General features: G+C 52.4%; 19 protein-coding genes and 1 pseudogene. 3 read left to right on the top strand and 17 right to left on the bottom strand.

The window, feature by feature from the left end; all coding sequences use genetic code 11:
- Positions 1-24: 24 nt before the first annotated feature.
- Complete coding sequence (locus WFN75_RS09665; protein ID WP_336996077.1) at positions 25-720, bottom strand: phosphohydrolase; 696 nt, start codon at positions 718-720, stop codon at positions 25-27.
- Positions 721-1,339: 619 nt separating this feature from the next.
- On the opposite strand from WFN75_RS09665, the gene WFN75_RS09670 reads away from it, so the two are divergent.
- The 3 genes from WFN75_RS09670 to dcuR all read left to right on the top strand — a co-directional run bounded on the left by WFN75_RS09670 (position 1,340) and on the right by dcuR (position 4,868).
- On the top strand, positions 1,340-2,416 hold the full coding sequence (locus WFN75_RS09670; protein ID WP_212475542.1) for a porin: 1,077 nt from the start codon (positions 1,340-1,342) through the stop codon (positions 2,414-2,416).
- A 131-nt stretch (positions 2,417-2,547) separates the two neighbouring features.
- Positions 2,548-4,146: a sensor histidine kinase gene (locus WFN75_RS09675; RefSeq protein WP_336996078.1), complete on the top strand. Its 1,599-nt coding sequence runs from the start codon at positions 2,548-2,550 to the stop codon at positions 4,144-4,146.
- Entirely contained in the window at positions 4,143-4,868 is a 726-nt protein-coding gene (gene dcuR / locus WFN75_RS09680) for a two-component system response regulator DcuR (RefSeq protein ID WP_336996079.1), read from the top strand. Before WFN75_RS09675 ends, dcuR begins: the two co-directional genes overlap by 4 nt.
- A gap of 342 nt (positions 4,869-5,210) precedes the next feature.
- Here the strand turns inward: dcuR and WFN75_RS09685 are convergent, their stop codons facing one another.
- The 16 genes and pseudogenes from WFN75_RS09685 to WFN75_RS09760 form a co-directional block, all read right to left on the bottom strand.
- Positions 5,211-5,525, bottom strand: coding sequence for a hypothetical protein (locus WFN75_RS09685; RefSeq protein WP_336996249.1), 315 nt, complete (start codon positions 5,523-5,525; stop codon positions 5,211-5,213).
- A 336-nt stretch (positions 5,526-5,861) separates the two neighbouring features.
- Positions 5,862-6,971 carry a tail fiber domain-containing protein gene (locus WFN75_RS09690; RefSeq protein ID WP_336996080.1) on the bottom strand — a complete coding sequence of 370 codons (1,110 nt, stop codon included), beginning with the start codon at positions 6,969-6,971 and terminating at the stop codon, positions 5,862-5,864.
- A 53-nt stretch (positions 6,972-7,024) separates the two neighbouring features.
- On the bottom strand, positions 7,025-7,261 hold the full coding sequence (gene cor / locus WFN75_RS09695) for a phage exclusion lipoprotein Cor (RefSeq protein WP_336996081.1): 237 nt from the start codon (positions 7,259-7,261) through the stop codon (positions 7,025-7,027).
- 105 nt (positions 7,262-7,366) lie between these two features.
- Positions 7,367-8,035 carry a hypothetical protein gene (locus tag WFN75_RS09700; RefSeq protein ID WP_336996082.1) on the bottom strand — a complete coding sequence of 223 codons (669 nt, stop codon included), beginning with the start codon at positions 8,033-8,035 and terminating at the stop codon, positions 7,367-7,369.
- Positions 8,035-8,337 carry a hypothetical protein gene (locus WFN75_RS09705; RefSeq protein ID WP_336996083.1) on the bottom strand — a complete coding sequence of 101 codons (303 nt, stop codon included), beginning with the start codon at positions 8,335-8,337 and terminating at the stop codon, positions 8,035-8,037. Before WFN75_RS09705 ends, WFN75_RS09700 begins: the two co-directional genes overlap by 1 nt.
- Positions 8,337-11,786, bottom strand: coding sequence for a host specificity protein J (locus WFN75_RS09710; protein WP_336996084.1), 3,450 nt, complete (start codon positions 11,784-11,786; stop codon positions 8,337-8,339). Before WFN75_RS09710 ends, WFN75_RS09705 begins: the two co-directional genes overlap by 1 nt.
- 54 nt (positions 11,787-11,840) lie before the next feature.
- Positions 11,841-12,107, bottom strand: coding sequence for a hypothetical protein (locus tag WFN75_RS09715; RefSeq protein ID WP_336996085.1), 267 nt, complete (start codon positions 12,105-12,107; stop codon positions 11,841-11,843).
- Positions 12,104-12,709: a tail assembly protein gene (locus WFN75_RS09720; protein WP_336996086.1), complete on the bottom strand. Its 606-nt coding sequence runs from the start codon at positions 12,707-12,709 to the stop codon at positions 12,104-12,106. Before WFN75_RS09720 ends, WFN75_RS09715 begins: the two co-directional genes overlap by 4 nt.
- Before the next feature lie 52 nt (positions 12,710-12,761).
- Entirely contained in the window at positions 12,762-13,160 is a 399-nt protein-coding gene (locus WFN75_RS09725) for a hypothetical protein (protein WP_336996087.1), read from the bottom strand.
- A gap of 29 nt (positions 13,161-13,189) precedes the next feature.
- The gene (locus WFN75_RS09730) at positions 13,190-13,900 is read right to left on the bottom strand and encodes a C40 family peptidase (RefSeq protein WP_336996088.1); all 711 of its coding nucleotides are present in this window, start codon (positions 13,898-13,900) and stop codon (positions 13,190-13,192) included.
- Between the two features lies 1 nt (position 13,901).
- Entirely contained in the window at positions 13,902-14,657 is a 756-nt protein-coding gene (locus WFN75_RS09735) for a phage minor tail protein L (protein ID WP_336996089.1), read from the bottom strand.
- Complete coding sequence (locus WFN75_RS09740; protein WP_336996090.1) at positions 14,654-15,001, bottom strand: phage tail protein; 348 nt, start codon at positions 14,999-15,001, stop codon at positions 14,654-14,656. Before WFN75_RS09740 ends, WFN75_RS09735 begins: the two co-directional genes overlap by 4 nt.
- Positions 15,002-15,004: 3 nt before the next feature.
- Positions 15,005-18,148, bottom strand: coding sequence for a phage tail tape measure protein (locus WFN75_RS09745; protein WP_336996091.1), 3,144 nt, complete (start codon positions 18,146-18,148; stop codon positions 15,005-15,007).
- Positions 18,141-18,458 (bottom strand): annotated as a pseudogene (locus WFN75_RS09750) (phage tail assembly protein T); the annotation flags it as partial. The gene WFN75_RS09745 and the pseudogene WFN75_RS09750, both read right to left, overlap by 8 nt.
- Entirely contained in the window at positions 18,455-18,886 is a 432-nt protein-coding gene (gpG, locus tag WFN75_RS09755) for a phage tail assembly chaperone G (RefSeq protein ID WP_336996092.1), read from the bottom strand. The pseudogene WFN75_RS09750 and the gene gpG, both read right to left, overlap by 4 nt.
- A 10-nt stretch (positions 18,887-18,896) precedes the next feature.
- Complete coding sequence (locus tag WFN75_RS09760; protein WP_336996093.1) at positions 18,897-19,640, bottom strand: phage tail protein; 744 nt, start codon at positions 19,638-19,640, stop codon at positions 18,897-18,899.
- Positions 19,641-19,642: the final 2 nt, after the last annotated feature.

Below are 19,642 nucleotides of genomic sequence, written 5' to 3' on the forward strand. Positions count from 1 at the left end.
TGAAGAGAGTACCACATAACCGCCTTACAGCGTTGCGCGGAAACGCTGTAGCACCGTCTCGTCAACCCCGAGGCAATCGCCGGCTAACTCAGCACTCAATTTGGCCATAAACTGGATTAAAAAATCGGCATTATGGCGTGCCAGCGCTTGCCCGGCGGCAGTTTGCATGGTTTCGGGCAAGCGTAACAGCTTTGTCTGGAAATGGTCCAGGGCGTATGCCCGGTCATTCAACGCTCGGCGATCGGCGAAAGGGTCCCCGGCATCAAAAAGTGCCACGCCCAGGGCACCGGAAACGGCAAACACCCGCGCCAGGCCGATCGCCCCTAATGCCTCTAGCCGGTCAGCATCCTGAACGATTTTCGCCTCCAGCGTCCGGGGCGTAATGGCTGCGCTAAAGCTGTGCGCTTCGATCGCATGCTGAACCGCCGGATAGTGCGTGCCGGGAAAATCTGCAAAATAGTCGCGCAGAATGTCCAGCGTGCGTTCGGCCGCCAATACTGACGAACGGCTACGCTGGGGGTGGTTTTTGGGAAGGCTCACGATGTCATGAAAATAACAGGCGGTAAGAATGACCAGCGGCTCGACCGGCTGGTTAGCCATCAGCCGCTGGGCAGTATGCCAGACGCGGCGAAAATGGGAGATATCGTGTGCTGCATCATCGCTGGCGTGATGTTTCACCAGCCACTGTTCAAAATGTTGCTGCCACTGGGCAAGTTCCATAGCCGTTTCCACAAGACTGAAACGGGTACATTAGCAATTAATCAACGCGCTGACACGCTCATCAAAGCGTTGCCACAGGCGATGCTGTCGCAATTTGCAAAGTCGGGTTTTCAGACCTTTTCGCATGACCGCCTGGGTACACCGCGGCGCCAGCCGTTACTTTTTGGGTTAATGTCATAAAATATTCCTAAAAGTTAATTTTATTCTGGCGATCGATTTTAAATAAGCAAGCGCTATGCAATTATTGCCCTGTTTATGCTTTTTATCGTTTAGCGCTCTCATGCCATTCATTCCTATCCGTTTTGCCCAATAGCCACATTGGGCTTTTTTTTCTACTCCACCCCCTTTTCGCCCCATAAGCGATCCAAACCATCATCAGTAACAATCAAATTAACCAACCAATAACTCACTGATATATAAATTAATAGGTATCATTTATCTTCTTTTGCGCTTGAATAGATAAATAATATAAAACAACCCTCATTAATATTTTGAAATACTTTTAATCTTTCGAATGAGATATTTTCAAAAGATCGCAATTGCGTCATGAAATAGTATTATTCCGCACCCGGAGCGGGTCGCGATTATTCATATAAACAATATATAAAGGATATATATAATGAAAAGAAAAGTTCTGGCAGTTCTGGTCCCCGTTTTATTATCCGCTGGCGCTGCCAATGCAGCAGAAATCTACAATAAAGACGGTAATAAATTTGACCTGTATGGAAAAATGGTTGGGAAACGCATCTGGAGCGAGGCCGACAGCAGCAACAGCAGCAACGCCGATGACTCCTATGCCCGTTTCGGCATCAAGGGTGAGACCGAAATTACCGATCAACTGACCGGTTTCGGTCAGTTCGAATACAACCTGGAAGCCAGCAAGCCGGAAGGCGCACAGGATGAAAGCACGCGTCTTTCCTTTGCGGGTGTGAAATTCGGCGATTTTGGCTCCTTCGATTACGGCCGTAACTATGGCGTGGCTTATGACGCAGCGGCTTTCACCGATATGCTGGTTGAATGGGGCGGCGACGCCTGGTCAGCAACCGACAACTTCATGACCGGCCGTACGACCGGCGTGGCCACCTACCGTAACAACGATTTCTTCGGCGCTGTTGAAGGCCTGAATTTCGCCCTCCAGTATCAGGGCAACAACCATGACAAAAACCTGCGTAAAGGTAACGGCGACGGCTACAGCACGTCCCTGAGCTATGAAATTGATGGCTTCAGCTTTGTGGGTGTCTATGGCAAATCAGATCGTACTGATACCCAGGCTGCAGACGGTTACGGCGACAACGCTGAAGTGTGGTCTCTGGCGGCAAAATATGATGCAAATAATCTTTATGCCGCGGTAATGTACGGCGAAACCCGTAACATGTCCTGGGCTGGTAGCGACATTGGCTTTGCCAATAAAACCCAGAACGTTGAAGCTGTGGTCCAGTATCAATTCGACTTTGGCCTGCGTCCATCCCTGGGTTATGTCTACTCCAAAGGCAAGGATTTGGGTGCGAAAGAGGGTGAAAAAGGGACTGATGCAGATCGTCTTAACTATGTCGAACTGGGTACCTGGTATTACTTCAACAAGAACATGAACGTCTACGCTGCTTACAAATTCAACCTGCTGGACGACCGGGATACCGCCATCACTGGCGCCGACAATGGCGACCAGATAGCGCTGGGTATCGTTTACCAGTTCTAAGGATCTCTTCCCCCTATTCAGGCCCGCCTCGTTGCGGGCTTTTTTCTTTCCTGCCCCACCAGCTTAACCTGGCTTTAACAATCGTGCGGCATCGGCGATAATAGCGCTTTTCTGCCCTTTCCGGAGTTTCAATGCGCGATCTGCCCCACGTGACTACCCCGCACAAGCGCCCAATGAAACTGACGACCCTGGTGACTCTGATGGTGTACTCCGTGACGGGCTCCATTCTGTTGGTCATTTTTGCTCTCTACTTTGCGCAGATCACCAAAGCGACACGCGAAGGGGTTAAAGAGACGGCGCTGGCGGTGGCGAGGACGCTGGCCGATAGTCCTGACGTGGTGCAAGGGTTAGAGCACCCTCCTCAGAGCAACCTGATTCAGCCAATCGCCCTGGCGGTAATGCAGCGCAACAATTTGTTGTTTGCCGTCGTCACGGATATGCGCGGAATACGTTATTCCCATCCCAACCCCTCGTTGCTCGGAAAAGCCTTTATCGGGGAGGACCTGCGCCCTGCCCTGCAGGCAAAAGAGAATGTCGCCATCAACCACGGCGTGCTCGACGAGGCGCTACGGGTTTTCACGCCCGTTTATAACGCCAGCCGCCAGCAGATTGGCGTGGTGTCAGTAGGTATTTCGCTGGAAAAAGTGGAGCAACAAATCAGCCGTAACCGCTGGGATGCCATCTGGCTGGTATTGTTCAGCGCCCTTCTGGGTGCGCTGGCTGCCTGGGGGTTGGCCAGAATGCTCAAACGCGTACTCTTTGGCCTTGAGCCCTGGGAGATTTCCGCGCTCTTTGAGCAGCGTCAGGCTATGTTGCAATCACTGCGTGAAGGGGTTATTGCGGTCGATCAACAGGGGCAGATTACGATGGTCAATCTCGCCGCGCGCCAGATTCTTGCCGACGATCCCCTTAATACGCCATTACTGGTTACGCTGCGTGAAGTCTCCCGCAGCGGACAGGCGCGTGAGGATCAGGAGATCAACTGCAACGGTCGTCTGTTACTCTGCAATACCTTGCCCATCAGGGCGCATAATCAGCAGGCTGGCGCGATTACCACCTTCCGCGATAAGACCGAAATCAGCCAACTGATGCAGCGTATGGATGGTCTGGTTAGCTACCTCGATGCCCTACGAACCCATTCTCATGAGTTTATGAATAAGCTGCATGTGATACTCGGCCTGCTGCATATGAAACGCTATGACAAACTGGAGACGTACATACTGCAAACCGCGCAAAATTATCAGCTCGATGTGGGCGCGATTCAGCGGACTATCCAGTCTCCGGTGGTAGCGGGTTTTCTGTTGGGCAAAATTACCCGCGCGAAAGAGGCGGGCTTTACCTTAACCCTGGCTGATGAGTGCCGGGTACCAGACAACCCTAATGAAGAGCAAACCGCCGTCCTGGTTACCGTCCTGGGTAACCTGATAGAAAACGCCCTGGATGCGATGGCAGCGCAGCCGGCGGGAGAAGTCAGCCTGCTGCTCCATTACCAGAACGGCATACTGAGTGGCGAAGTGAGTGACGACGGGCCAGGCATTCCGGCGCAGAACCTCTCTGCAATTTTTGATAAAGGCTTCTCGACCAAAGGTGAACACCGGGGCGTGGGGTTGTATCTTGCGCGTCAGCAACTTGAAAAGCTGGGGGGCGAATTGAGCGTGGAATCAGAGCCAGGCGTGTTTACACAATTTTTTGTGCAAATCCCCTGGGACAGTGAAAGGAATAGCGCGTGATAAATGTTTTGATCGTCGATGACGATGCCATGGTGGCCGACCTGAACCAGATGTATGTGAACCGTATCGAAGGATTCCACTGTAGCGGTATCGCCTCTACCCTGACGCAGGCCAGGAGGATAATCAGTGACAACACCTCGCCGATAGATCTTATTCTGCTCGACGTCTATATGCAGCAGGAGAGCGGCCTGGATCTGCTGCCGGTAATACGCGCCTCTGGCCGTTCAATTGCAGTCATTATGATCTCATCGGCATCCGATGCTGCCACCGTTCAGACCTCGCTGCACTATGGCGTGGTGGATTACCTGATTAAGCCCTTTCATTTTCCGCGTTTTGAAGAGGCACTTACCGGCTGGCGAGCTAAGAAACAGGCTATGGACGCCCATCAGCATTATGAGCAGGCGGACGTGGATAAGCTCCTGCACGGCAGTACCGCCGAATTTATGGAGAACAAAAGGCTGCCGAAAGGGTTAACGCCCCAGACGCTACGTACGCTCTGTTTGTGGATCGATGCCAATCCAGGTATGGAATTTTCAACCGATGACCTGGCCAATGCGGTCAAAATCTCGCGGGTCTCATGCCGTAAATATCTGATATGGCTTGCGCAGATTAATCTGCTTTTTACCCGTATTCACTACGGTGCCACCGGGCGTCCGGTCTATCGCTATCGACTGCGACCCGAGCAGGAGGCGCGGCTGAAACAGTTCTGCGAGCCGGGTTAAGAATCGACGCAACAAGACAATAGCATCGCTGAAACATCCTGATTTAGCTCACAGATATCGTGACGAAGCGGTAAAGGAATGTTACTTAACGCGATCAGAGTGATAAGGTACGCATCGCAGGAAGAGGTCGACAGCCTGAAAAGATGTGGCGGAGAGAGGGGGATTTGAACCCCCGGTAGAGTTGCCCCTACTCCGGTTTTCGAGACCGATCCCAAATAAATATAATTCAATAACTTACGGCTTATCAGTGGTATATCGGGAGTATTTTTTATCCCATAGAATCAATGTATTACCCACTTTATGAAAGTTAATATACCAACAATTTTCAGCCATCCGCCCTGCCTAAATGGGCGCCTCGTCCTCCAGCGCGCGGTTGATGAAATACGTAACCCTGCCCATCACCTCTACATCTCCCATCGCCTCTCCTTCAATCGCTTCGCCATCGTCAGTGATTAAAGAACGGCCCTGTAGTTTCGCAAACTGGGTATGTCCACCACACAGAATTAGCAACACCTGCCCCTGTGAAAGTTTTGTCACCGGCTCAATAACGGCATAGCCTGTCGCGGTTTCAATGATACGGCTCTGATCTGTCGTGAGCATATCCTCGGGATTTAACCTGCGCTCGATGTAGTCGCCCGCTGGCGAAACGAAGCCCATCAGCGGACATATCCCATGTTGCGCATAATCCACAAGCGGTTCTGGCTGTCGTCCGGTGTTTTATCTACAAAGCCAGCCTGGTACCGCTCTATCCAGTCATTGGCGTCAGCTTCTGTGAAATGCCAGTTCCTGGCACGTAGCTCCCTGATGAAATCTGCTGTACGTAGGCACTGATAACCCTTCGGGTTTTTGTGTACGGCCGCAACGAAAGCGGCGCGAAGGTCTGATTTGCGGGGCATGATCCACACTCCATTTATACTGTTTTTATATACAGTAGTTTTTAACGGGGAGTAGATCAATGCGAAGCCGCCTATCAATTATTCCTGCTGAACTTATTTATGTTCTGCTCTCTTTGAGTTCGGCAACCTCACGTAATAAATACTGCACCGCTCCTAGCAGATCCATTACGATTGGATTGTTGTCTACCGAAGGTCTGTCGCGCATGACAGGGAGAAGAGGCCGCCCGGCTTCATCAAGTTCATCAGCATCATAAATTGCATTTGGATCAGGCTCCAGATTATGTTTGATGTACTGCGGAGCTATAGTCTCAGCCTGTTCTGCAATAATCCCAAAACGTACCCTGTTTTGTTCATCATCTTTATAGGTGAAATGTACCATCTCAAGCGCAGCGATACGCTCTACAGCATCGCTTAACGGTGCCGGGGATATATCGCGTTTATACATGAGCCCCGACGTGCCCTGTACAGCAATGACTCCAGAAGATGTAGGCAGATTATTCAGTATCTGATTCGTATTGGAGCCATCATTGTAACGTTGGGTCAGATAAGGTTTTGAGCCGACAGCTGGTGAAACCTCAAGCATCACCTGCGCCCCTAAATCGGTAGATGCTCTTGATGTATTCCTGGCCGTCAAAGTTGAATAACCTGCCGTTTCCACAGTGACCTGCCCAACCTTTAAGGAACTTCCTTCGCCTAAACCGAGGTTTGAGCGAGCGTCTTCTGCCTTTGTTGCCCCAGTCCCACCCTGCGCAACGGATAACGCTGTAGTGAGCCCTTTCAGTTCGGTAATGTCACTGTTTGACCCCTTCCGGGCCAGCCCGCCAATGGCGGGAATGGTGACTGCTTTACCGTTTATGGTGACCGTGATGTTCTGGTTTGCTGAGGTAGTGGCGAACGTTTCCCAACCGCCAATATTCTCGTCGTACTCGTTAATGAGCTGCGAAATGCTCTGTGCCAGGCCATCGACTGACAAGGCATCTGTCACCAGAATGCCGTACTTCTGACCGCTCACCGCGGGTGACGCTGCAGGCGTTACTGTTAACGACGTTGCACTGTTAATGGCGGTGATCTGGAACAGCTGGACGGGATTAGAAAGTACCACCAGGGTCTGGCCGAGACGAATCTGGCTGGCGGGAGCCGTCCAGTTTGTACCGGTGCCGGTGGCAGTATTTCCATTAATGGCAATTGTGCCGCTGTTATAAATCATATTTTCTCCGGACATAAAAAAACCGCCGAAGCGGTTTGTTTATTTGACGTTTATTAATTACATGACGAGGTCGTGAAGTTGTTTTTACTTACCCATCGCCAGTTGAAGGGATAGCCTGCCCGGTATTCAGTTTGGTTTGCAACCTTGCGCACACCATAAATCTGAACTGTCTGCTGTTGCCCACCCAGAAGGGCTGTGGCCTCGCATACAGGCTCCTGCTTTTCCAGAACAGAACCTGAGCAGGCAGAAAGAGTAAGGCAGACAAAAATGACGGCAATTAATTTATTCATCAGTTACCCCAGAAGATTATTTCTAATAAAATAACCGACCTCCGGGTATATATAAAATAGATAAAACAGATCGATATCTTTAAATTGATCGCTGTAAACGATCAATTAATCATATGCCGCAGTATTAATTGCCGTGATTGCTATTCCGGTATTTGTCCCGCCTGCCGGGCTACCCTGACCAGTCTGACTTCCCTGAGCATTAATTCTCGTCGTCGATCCGTTGAAAAGCGCTCCAGCATAGGCGGTACTATTTATTATAACCGGCTGACCCTGAACTGTTATTTGCCAGAGAGAGGAGCCCAGAATGGTAGGGACTATGGCGTAAGATCCAGCCAAGGTTTGATCGATATTAATACCGCCATTATTCCCCGGAGTTCCGATAGTAACCAGATCGGTGAGGACTTTGCTTTCATTCGTCAGGACCAGCTTGCCGGCCTCGTCCCAAATTGCCATCCCCCATTTGGGTAACGTCTGAGGGAAAATGGCGAACACATACGCTGTCAGAGTATGAGTGAGACCCCTAGGGCTACTGGAACCTACCTTGATAACATTACCAACCCTGGCGGCGCTAACCGTTGCAGCATTGGATGTTTTACAAAAAACTATAGCTGGATAGCTTGGGTCAATAGGAATGTCAGCACTTGCGCCCTGGTAATTACCCCCCGTTCCTACAGAATTTGCCGTAACTTTTCTATATAGGCAAAAAGGCGTTGAATTGGGTGTTATAAATGGATTGCCGTTTTCCAGGGAAATTAGCGCACCGTAATCTGCCACTATGCTTTCTCCAGGTAAACGATGAGTTCACACTCAGATGCTGGATAGTTTCCAACACCTGTAGTGCTTGCCGCACTGAGTGAGATTGAACTGCCATTAGCCACAATGCGCCTTCCAACTGAAAAACCGCCTTTATCAAGAGCTATAGCAAACCCAACTTTCATTCCAGCAGGAGTGGGGAAAGACCAGCTGCCAGAATTCTGCCCCTCAGAAAGCGGAATTCGCCCAACAACTGAAATAGGTTTAATACCATAGTTATTTGGGATGCCGTTTTCGTCCCATGTCTGAATACCCCAATCCATCAGAATACCCCCGTTAGTCTGCCGATTTGCACTCGGAGTCGGTTTTTATCCCGAACACTCCACGTGGTGTTTGTCTGCTTCATTGCCCCGTCGCCGTCACTTCCATAATTTTCGAGCGTGCCCGACTTATCCCAACGCCATCCAGACACATTGGCCTGAAAGTTATTCGACTGAATAAAATTGCCAATCTTGGCATTGCTGATAGTCCCGTCCTGAATGAACGTATCCCGGATGAACGTCTGCCCGTTCTGGATCACGAATGGCAGCGTAACAGCCCCGCCAGCCTGAGACATTACCGCGAAACGGTCAGCGACAAACAACACCTGAGACTGCATGCCCGCAGGGGTGTTCTGAACGCCGATCCCCATCCCGGCGGCGTACTGGCGTCCATTGGAGTCCACCGCCACCTTGATGTTGTACATCGCGCTCAGGTTGCCGTTTACATCAGCCACTGCTTGGGCGGTCTGATTAATAGCCGCAGTCTGGCCGTTTACCGTAACCGTCAGGGAGTTGATTTTCGTGGCCGAGGCCTGCGTGAAGTTGGCCAGGGTCTCTGTCAGGTCAGTTGCATTGGAAACGTTGCCACCGGCAGACGCATCAAGCTTCACCAGAGCACGGGCAACCGCCTGGCTGGTATCTGCAATGGTGGTGTCGATGCGGTCGATACTGGCGCTGTTCCCGGCGTTGGTGGCTGTCTGGGATCGACGGCTGGTTACCTGCGCGAGGCTGTTCTGAATAACCGCGATAGAGGAGTTTTTAACGCCTCCCGTCATGCCATCCATTGAGACAGAGATTTCGTCAATCTTCACCTCGGCCTGTGCGAGACCATCGGCATTTTCCTTGATGGCCAGCGCCTGTTGCTCCAGATCGTCAGCGTTCTGTCTGATGTCGTCGGCCATACCAGCAATTTTCTCGTTGCTGTCTACTGCGCTTTCGATTAGTTCCTTGAACGTGTCCGATTCTTTAATATCTTCCAGGATAACATCGGTGATATCCGACACATCGATACTGGCCTGTCCACGTACCCAGTCGGTATAACCCGACTCATTGCCTGTCCTGTCCACCAGTTGCGCCCGGTACCAGAAAATTTGCCCCGCCTTCAGGCCCATCTGCTGATACTTGCGCTGCGGATAGGGAACATCGCTCAGAAGGATGGCATCATCTTCGCTCCCGGTCAGGCTGTACTGGATTTCTGTTTTCAGCGTGTCGTCCGTATTCGCCGGGAACCCCCAGTTCAGCTCAATACCAAATACCACGTTTTCAGAGGCGGTGAAGCCCACCGGCTTCGGCGGGTTGCCCACCTTACCCGTCAGCGTTTTCTCTTCCGAATAGCCCCATCCGGAGGATATTTCGGCAGCATTAATTGCACGCACCCGGACCAGGTAGCGCCCGGCGTAAATCCCCGGCACGTCGAAGGACGTGGTGGAGCTGCGCGGCACGTTAACCCAGTTCCCGTCGTTGCGGCGCCATTGCGCTTCATAGGCGATAGCGTTCTGCGCCTGGTCCCAGCTCACGCGCATGGTTTCAACGCTGATGTTCTGCTGCACCACTGAGAAGGAGCTGATCACGATGTTGGCCGGCGGCGACTGATTGCCTGGAGGAATGACGCTCACTGGCCGCTGGTCAATTATGGCGCGGGTATCGATGCGCGCATATTTGTCCGGATCGTGCCATGCACCCGCGATAGAGAATGTGCCATCGTTATTATCCGTGACGCTCACAACACGGTACTGCTGCGCATAGAGTTCGCTCGACTCCACCACCCAGACCGACTCCGGTTGCGGAGTCTCGCTATAGGCTGTGGTGACGGTAACCTTCCTGCCGCTGACAGACTGAATGGTTCGGCTCTGCGCGGCGCCAGATGGCAGATTGAGGATGAGGCGATTCCCGGCGGTGGCATCAGGCTCCCGATCCAGTGTGATAACACGGCCATTAACTTCGCTGATGCGGCCGCCCATCACCTTGCCGGATAAAAGCTCATCTGCAACGGCGATGATGTAGCCAGGCTGGGGAATATTTCCGTCCAGACCGACATCAAAGGAAACGACCCGATCCTTATTATTGGTCAGAATGCCCCAGCGCCCTTTACGGTTAGCCTCCGACTGACGGGTACAACCAATCGCCGTCATTTCCAGCTGGTTAAATCCGTAACGCGCCACCAGCGCCTGCTCAAATACGGGCTCCATGGCATCGGCATAGGCGTTAGACGGATCTGACCAGGATACCAGCGCAGTCGTGTAACGTGTTTTGGTCGTACTGCTGGAGTAATTAAAACGCCCGTCGATAACGTTCGAGCGAGTATAGCTGTAATCGACATCACGGGGCATATCTGCAAGGGATACAATCTGATCCCCACCCCAGTACGTCATACCCCGGAAGATGGCCGCAAAATCACGCAGAACGGTGTAAGCATCGTTCCGTTCCTGAACATAGACGTTGCAGGTATAGCGGGGTTCGGTACCGTTGCCGCCTTTACCGTCCGGCACCATCTGATCGCAATACTGGGCCACCTGGTACAGCGTCCATTTGTCGATATTCGCCGCCGTCAGGCGATCACCCAGCCCGAAGCGGTCGGTAACCACCAGGTCGTAAAAAATCCACGCCGGGTTATCTGTCCATGCCCACTTAAACGCCCCCGTCCAGGTACCGCTGTAGGTTCGGGTTTCTGGATCGTAGGTATCCGGTACACGGATAACGCGTCCGCGCGGTTCGCATGAAATCTGAGGAATAGAGCCATTGAACTGGCTTGAGTCGAATTCGATGTACAGCAGCGCGGTGTTCGGATAGCGCAGTTTGGCGTCAATCACCTCGGTAAAGCTCTGCAGCGTCATCGTATCGCCGATCTTCGCGCTGTTCGCGTCAGCGGTGATTTTACGCAGACGAAGCGTCCATGTGCTGCCGGCCTGAGGAAGATCAATACGGTGGCTGCGCTCATAACCGGATGTGGTTTTACCGGTTACGCTGGTATTCAGCACCGTCTTCCAGGTGCCGCCGTCGGTCTGCAGATCAATCGCATATTTAATCGAATACCCGACCAGATCGCCGTCGTCTTCCTGCTGGAAAAGCGATGGCCACTTCAGGCGCACACGAACGGCAGAAAGCTGGGTATTGGTAAACGTGCGGGTCCAGGCTGTGGCGCTTGATACTTCGGTACCCACGCTGATTTCGTTTTCGGTGCCGGGTATGCCCTGGATATATTTCTGCGCCTGAGTGCCGGAACGAAACTCCCAGGTGACGCCGCTGAAGTTCTGAGAGCCGTCAGCATTCTCAATAGCGGTACCATCGAGATAAATATCTTTGCCGGTTAACTGGCCTGAAAACTCACCCTCACCAAGCGCGATTAATAATTTGGCCTTCGCAATAGACTGGAGATCGTCAGGCTGTTCGGTAGGCGTGCGTGATTTTGAGCCGCCACCCTTGCGGCCTCTTATAGCTGTTGCGTTTACCATATTGCGCCCATAAAAAAAGCCACCCGAAGGTGGCTTATTGCTGAAGAAAGTTATTTAGATGTTCGTTTCGCTAAATGGGTTTACAAAATCAACTTCGGCTTTGAAAAACTGGCAATCACTGGAGGATGTCACTGATACAGGAATACCGGTATCTTCAACTTCATAAAGCTTTGAAAATTTCTCAGAAACTTTTCCAGAAAATTGCTCGCGACAAATAACCTCTTCCCCTCGGTTCACTACTACTGTCGCACTTCCGCCGATGAGGATTCCGTCATCAACGCGCTGCAGGCCTGAAATGGTCAATCTCAAGTATTTCTTCATTGCTGATCCTCTACGTAAATTCCAGCAGAAATAATCGCACCGCCGATGCGACGGCGCCCGTAAAGCAGAGGCACCGGATACCCTTGCGCAGCGGTATTGGTCACGCCACCGAAAGCATAAGAGGCCCGGTTATCTGCATCCTGTTTACTGGCGAGACCTGCCGGTTGAGGAGAAAGCATCTGGATCACACCGCCGGCCATTAATCCGATACCAGCGGTAACCATCCCGCTACCTATTACGCCACCAACCCCAGTCCACGACGTCATTACGCCTACAACTGCACCTACAACAACAAGTACCGCGCCCAAAACGGTTTGCAGCACGCCAGCTTTTTTACTTCCGATAATTACGGGCACGATACGAATTACATCTTCTGTAACCGGATAGCCTAGGTCATCTTCGCCAATGTTTTTCTTTCCTTTGAAAACTGCATAAGTAAGACCACGGCGATCACTAGTAATCATAAATTTTTCAAACCCGGAGATCGTTGCCGCTAAAGCTCTTGTAGCCTCATGAACTGTACTTATTAATCGATGATGGGTTTTACCAAATGTCTTACCTAAGATGCCCCCAAGTTCGATTTTAACCATGTTTTCGCTCATTCTTACCCCATAAAAAAAGGCCGCCTAAGCGACCTCGATTTTGACGAACGTTTTACTTAACTTGCCACATCCGATACTGACCTGCAGCCCCGGTCTCTGTTTGGTATTCTTGATAATGGCCGTCAGCGATAATACTTAAAGATTTTCGCCATTCAGTTAGCGCGCATTTGAATCTTACTGAAATCTTATGCTCGCCCTTTGGTAAGTAAACATCTACATATTGATTTTGCTTTAACCCTGCCACTTCTTTTTCATCTACTTTCAAAACTAATGGACAGTTCTCACCCAACCCCGATCCAGATAATTGCTGGACACGGTGTACCCTTACTTTGGTAGCACCAGTCTTGTCATTTAAAAGTGATGAATCATAAATAATGCCCGTTGCCTCATAAGGTTTTAGGGAGCATCCGGTCAATATGACGATAACTAAACCCAAGAATATTCTTTTCATATCCTCTCCCTTTGTGAATTGCAGGAAGATTAGCACAGGGTTTTATATCTCAAAACTTTCATAGTTCTTTCCTGCCAGTAGCCGCCATAGGGCACCCGTTGGCTCAGATGACCGTACAGATGGTGCAGCAGCATATTACCTTCCAGCAGGATGCCGGCATGGTTCCACTTATCAGCCTGAACCTGCATGATCACCATATCGCCTGGCTGAGTCGGACCGTTAAATTCCCGGAACCCGCATTCGTACCAGCAGTCCTGATAGAAATTATCCGGGTATTCATTTTCCCACCACGGATAATCAACCCGGTAATCGTGCAATTCAATTCCGCGGGTCTGCCGGAAGTAGCTCATCACCAGACCCCAGCAGTCGTAAACGCCCAGCACGAAAGGCCGCTCAATAAGGGGGATTTCTCCTCTGGGCATAAATGTGCGCAGGTCACCCTCAGGCCAGCTGACAATGTGCCAGGGCAGGCCGTTGAGATCGCACTGAGCTTTATCCGTTTCGCTCGGTTGGGTAGTTGCATCAGGGTGACTGTGCACTATTGCGGTCACCGCCCCCCAGTCTTCAGCGGCGGCGTAGTCTTCAGGACACAGGACAAAGTTTTCCTCCGGATCTGATGCCAGATTGCGGCAGGGGAAATATCGCTCCACCCTGCTCTTCTGTGCCACCACGCCGCAGCATTCACGAGGATATTCAGCTGCAGCATGCGCCATGATGGCATCAATGGTTTTCTGGCGCATATCAGCTCCTGATCAGAGATGTGCCCGGGAAACCACCAAACGACAGTTCGTTATTTTCTCCGAACCGAAGCTTGCAAGCCGTCAGCGTTCCGTTGCATTCATCCATAGATGGATCGCTTACCGGGTTGTTGTTTTTATCGAAATAGCGCGTGCCTGCATAGTCGCAACCATCACCGGTACGGTATTTGTTCCGGATGCACCAGGTGCACAGCGAATGGAGCTGGCGCGTAGGTATCATCAGCCCCTGCAGGTCCATCGGGCTGGAGAGGGTGAATTCAACGACCTCGTTAGTCTCATTGCTTTTCGCATCAATATAGAAAACCTTCAGCTTTTCCTGGGTCGGATCGGCTGTCGGGTTACCGCCGGTGAAATTTTGTGCATCGAGATATTGTGCCAGCGTGTCGTGAATTGTTACCTTCGCCTGCAACAGATCGTCATAAGCAAGGCACAGCGCTGTTATGGAGCTATCCAGATTGGCGACAGATAGCTTCGGTTGTGCTGAGCTGCCATTGGTGGAAGCTTCAATGCCCTCAATCTGACACGGCCAAGCTGAATATTCCTCCCCCTGCCACCAGATACTTTTAGCTGGTAATTTGGCTTCATCATTACCGGCTGCCAGAATTTCCTGTTCTGTGTGGGGAAGGTTATAGGCGTGAAATCGTAAAATTTCGCTCACACCAAAAGCACTGCCATCCACTTCAAACAATCGAACCTCGCTGCCAGGTTCCAGCTTTTGATAATCAGCATTTAAGCTCATGGTTTGAACGCCTGTTCGAAAGTTGCAGTAACGGTTTCTACCTTTTTGCTTAGGGTCACTCGCTGAAGGCTATCAGCCTCTACGCGCCAGAGAGTTAAATCACCTCCGGGCGGTGCGAATGTGAATGACTTGGTTTTATGCCTCCGCAGAAAAGCATAAATTTCCCGGGCCGTGATGGGATCCCCCGTAAATGAGAATGCGTAGTTAAGTACCTCATCATTCAATCCGGTACCGCTAACCTGTTTATATCCATCGCCGAATTGAGCCGTTCTGACAGCATCCTTGCTGCTTAGCGTAGGTTGACTGGCGGCTTGAATCCGCCAGTTGAATTGTTCAATGGCCAAAACTTACCTCTTCTGTTGGTTGGCATTCCAGATTATCCCGCCGGGTCGTATTTCACGGGCTATCCCTTCCTTCACTGAACTATCAATCACTTTCTGATAGGCCTTAGCGATCGCACCACTATTCTGTTGCTGCTTCTGGTCGCCGGTTTGCCCGGTTGTGACTGATACTGGTGCATAAACGCTGACGCCACCCATTGGAGATACCGCCGGGCTCCCTCCCCCAACGAGCCCACCCGTTGCATACCCACGCATAAGACGGTAGAGGTTGCCCACTCCGATACGACTTGTTGATTCTTTTGTGAAAACGAATTCTCCGCGATGAACAACACCGGCAGGCTCATACTTGCCGCCATGCCCAGTGTAGCCACCAGTACCATATCCAGTGGGGCGGTAAGACGGGACCGCAAAGGACTGGCCAGCCGTTGTGGAATTGCTCCCACCACTAATCCATCCCATCGCAGTCTGAACGGCATAAGCCACCATGAGCTGATTAATGACAGACACAATCATTTTGAGAATAGATGTGGTGAAATCCCTGAAACTAGCTTTGCCGGTTGTCACCAGGCTTGTAAGCTGTCCAGCCAAGCCGGAGAACGTTGCCTGCGAAATCTGCTGTACAGAACTGAAGACGTTTGTCGCTGAATCCTGATATTCAGCCCAGCCCTGTTTCGCACCAGCCAGCCAGTTAGTCCGCAGGGCATCTTCAGCCTCAAACGTTGCCCTTTGCTCCTTCAGTACCTTTTGCTGCGCCTGAGGGTTGTACGAATAGCTTTCGTTGAGACGTTGCAGCGTAACTTGTCGTCCAGCCTCCCGGGTAGATACCCCCTGAGACTGAGCCTGCAAACCCGCTCTGGCGGCTTTTTGCTGCTGCTCAAACTTCACAGCCTGATCGGCCAACTGATTGAGCTTTTGCTGGCTGGCAACCTTATCGCCCAGGTCGGCAAGCTGCCGCTTGTACTCAAGCGTTTCTTCCTTATACGCCAGCAGGGACATTTCCTGCGCCGTAAGCTGACGACGACCAGCGGCCTCCTGCAGAACTGTGAACTGATTTTCAGTCTGCCATAGGTCCTGGCGCTGTTTGCTGATGACGTCGTTTACGCTGGTATGTTGCTCAAGCGTTTTGAGCTGGGCCTGAAGGGTGAGAAGTTCTGCCTGCGCTTTTTCTTCAGCTTTGTCCCCGGCTGGCGTTGAATAGCTTTTGCCTTTCGGCGTTTTGGGATCCTTCCACTGCTTTTCAATCCCGGCGCGTGCTGCCGCTATGTCCTTTTCAGTCCACAACGTGGCGATGCCGTCTTTCGCATCCTGGCGGTTTTTAGCAATAAGCTGATTGAGTTTTCTCTCCGCAAGGGCACGTTTTTCTGCCGCCGTCGCCCCGGATTCAACCATCTGATTAAATTGCTGCTGGGTCCGGACGGCCTGTGTCTGCTGTTCCGTCCGCATTTTTTCCCTGGCAGCTGCCAGCCCTTCCTGGGCATATTGCTTATCGGCAAGATCGTAAGCCTGCTTCTTAAGCTCTACCTGCTGGCGCGCGTTTCTCAGCCTTTCCGCATCTGCCTTTTGCAGAACGTTGTTACCGGCATAGTCCGGATCAACCTTGAGATTGCCGGACAGAGCACGGTACTCTTTCTCTGCTGCCTGCCATTCAGCAAAAGAGTCCTGGCGCTTCATCGCGGTGTCAGGATTACGCCCTATGCCCAGCATCGCATCCCACGCGCCTGAGGCCGCATTCTTCACCCAGTCCCAGGCTTTTTCGAGGGAGCCAAGATTTTCCTCAACCGCCCCGGCCCGCTGAATGACCGCATCAGAATACGCACGCATGGCAAGCTCTGATGCTTTCTGCGTATCTCCCATCGCCTGAGCAGAGGCAATCTGTTCATACTGCGTGGCCGTCAGAAAATGCAGCGAATCGTTGAGCGTTGTGACTGCATTAACCGGATCATCCTTCAGGCGTTTAAACTGGTTGATGGTTTCGTCGACGGCCTGCCCGGTGGCCTGCTGCAGTCTGGCAGCAACATTGCTCACCATGCTGACATCATTACCGCTAAACGCACCACTTCCGACAACCTGCGCCAGCACACCTGCAGCAGCATGCTGTGTGATGCCATTACCTGCCAGTGAGCGCGCCAATGCCTGTAGCTGTCCGGACGTTTTCCCGGCGTAATTCCCGGTCAGGATCAGCTGCCTGTTAAATTCCTCGGACTCTTTGCTGCCGTCATACCAGGCTTTACCCAGCCCGTAAACCGCCGCGGCAATACCACCAACCATGCCGGCGATCCCAAGCCCGCGCAGCGACAGCAGCTGGTCTATCCATCCTGCCCGGTTCGCCAGCGTGATCCCGGAGCCGCGCAGTGCACCTAAGTTACCGCGCATGACCTCGCCAATAAGCACCCCCAGCTCCTGCCGGGCAGCAGCACTTTGCAGTCCCAGACCATGCGTGGCCACTTTGGCAGCTTCAAGCTTGCGGATATAGACCTCAGCCGCATCGCTTGCACCGACCTGCGCCGCCTTCATGCGCAGCAACTCGGTACCGGAGAGTTTTTGCTCTGCGACCTGTTGCTTCAGCTGACTGAGGAATCGGGTACGCGCGGCGGCCGATTTTTCTTCTACGATCTGTAGCTCTTTTTGCCTGGCCGTGGTGCGGGAAATCAGGGCGAGATAATCCTGCTGGGAGATATTGCCCTGTGCCCTTGCCGCACGAAAGCGCGCCTGCACGTTCGCAAGCGACTGCGTTTCACCATTGAGCTGGCGAACGCCGTCAATCTGGCGGAAAAACGATGCCGCCAGTTCGTCCTGCCGGCGGGCAAGCGCTGCGGCCTGTCCGTCATTTTCCCGCATACGCTGATTAAGCTCGGTCACGCGGCGGTGAGTTTCATCAACTGACTTAGAAACGTTCTGCCAGTCTTTGGTCAGCCCTTCCGTTGCAGCAGACTGTCGGGCTTTCATATCTGCGGCAGCCGCCGTGCCGGCGTCACCCACGGTTTTAAATGCAGCCGCCTGCCGCTCAGAAGCGCGCTGCATTCGCGTCTGGACTTTTTCAGAGTCCTCAGCCATCCCGGTTAGCTGCCCCTTTATGCGGGCAACCTGCTCACTAAACGTGGCACTGTCGACGTCAAGGTTGATGACCAGATCGCTAATCTGTTGGGCCATATCGGATACCTCCTGTTATCCCCTCAGCTGCGGCCATCAGCGAATCATCATCCGGCTCTTCATCGCTGATGACGGTACCGGAAGGAGAAAGCAGGCTGAAATGTGCGGGGGTAAGTTCCGGGTCGCGGAAGAAAAGAGTGGAGATGGAATAAAGCAGCTCTGAGAAATGCGCATCGAGCTGCGCGTCCTGAAAATAATGCTCCCGGTAGAACTGGTGCCAGTCGCCCAGCTCACTGGAAGTCATACCAGCCAGCATGGCGCGCCAGTCGGGTCGCCCGAACTCGCGCGCCAGATTCAGGACAAACTTCAGCTCGCTGGCAAGGGCTTTTCCGCCGTAACGGGTTCTGCGCCTTCGGCCTCGGCTGAGGCATCCAGATCGGCAGAGTTGTCATCATCAACCGGAACGAGCATGCCGGAGAGCAGCTTTATTTCCATTTCTGCTTTACCGATCGCCTCCGGCGGCCATCCGCTAAGCACCTGCTGATAAAGCGTCTCCACATCCGTGCCAGCCGGATCGTTATGCCACAAAGACATCGCGATCAAACGCGCACCGCAGCGAATATTTGAGCCAATCAGCCTGGCCGTCATTTCCTGATCGCTGATGGCGTCGCTGTCAGCACTAACGGCCCTTTCCTCTGCGGCCATAAACGTGAGGAACTCAATACGCTGAAGCGCCGACAGCTCGAATATGGTCAGGGATTCTGTTTGCCAGGTGAACTTCTTTTTTTTCAAAAACATGCGTCCTTCCTTACGCTGCAGTTACGGTGACTTTGCAGACCGCAACGAAATTACCGTCGCTGGTCATTACAATAATGTCAGCGGTGCCTGTCGCCACGCCGGTGACGGTGATCGCGTTGCCGCTAACGGTGACCGTTGCTTTTGCCCCGTCGGAGGTTGCCACGCGGAACGAGGTATCAGAGGCACTGGCAGGATTAACCGTCACATTGAGCGTTGTGGTTGCACCGACGGCCACGCTTGCCGTGGCTTTATCGAGCGTAACGCCGGTGACTGGGATATTCGGGCTCCCGCTTTCTTCAGCCAGCTCCGGCTTGCCGGTGTTGGTGATTTTCGCTGTGCGGGTAATAACCTCTTTTGCCGGAATGGCTTTACCCAGGCTGCTGCACCAGCCGCGGAAAACGTCGACGGTACCGTTCGGGTATTTGATTTTGTAATAGCGTACTGAGCCATCAATAAACCATGCGACCAGGTCTTTTTGCCCTTCTTCACCCGGCTTCCAGGCGAGGGTGAAAGAGGTGTCGCCAGCTGATTTTGCCCCCTGAGCGGTCGCGTTCCAGTCGGCGTCCTCGTCGTCGAGGTAGGTGTCGTCATACGATTCGGCGGTCATTTCGCCCGGCGTCAGCTCTTTAATTTTCGCAAGGCGGTTCCAGTCGATATCCGAGAGTGGGTTAGCGAAAGCGTTGCCCGTTCCGGTGTAAAGCCAGAGTGTGGTACCGGCACCTTTCACGGGAGCCAGTGAGTTTGGAGTAGGCATAA

Origin of the sequence: Leclercia sp. UBA7405 (assembly GCF_037152215.1) — a bacterium.
In the GTDB taxonomy this organism is placed as follows: domain Bacteria; phylum Pseudomonadota; class Gammaproteobacteria; order Enterobacterales; family Enterobacteriaceae; genus Enterobacter; species Enterobacter pneumoniae.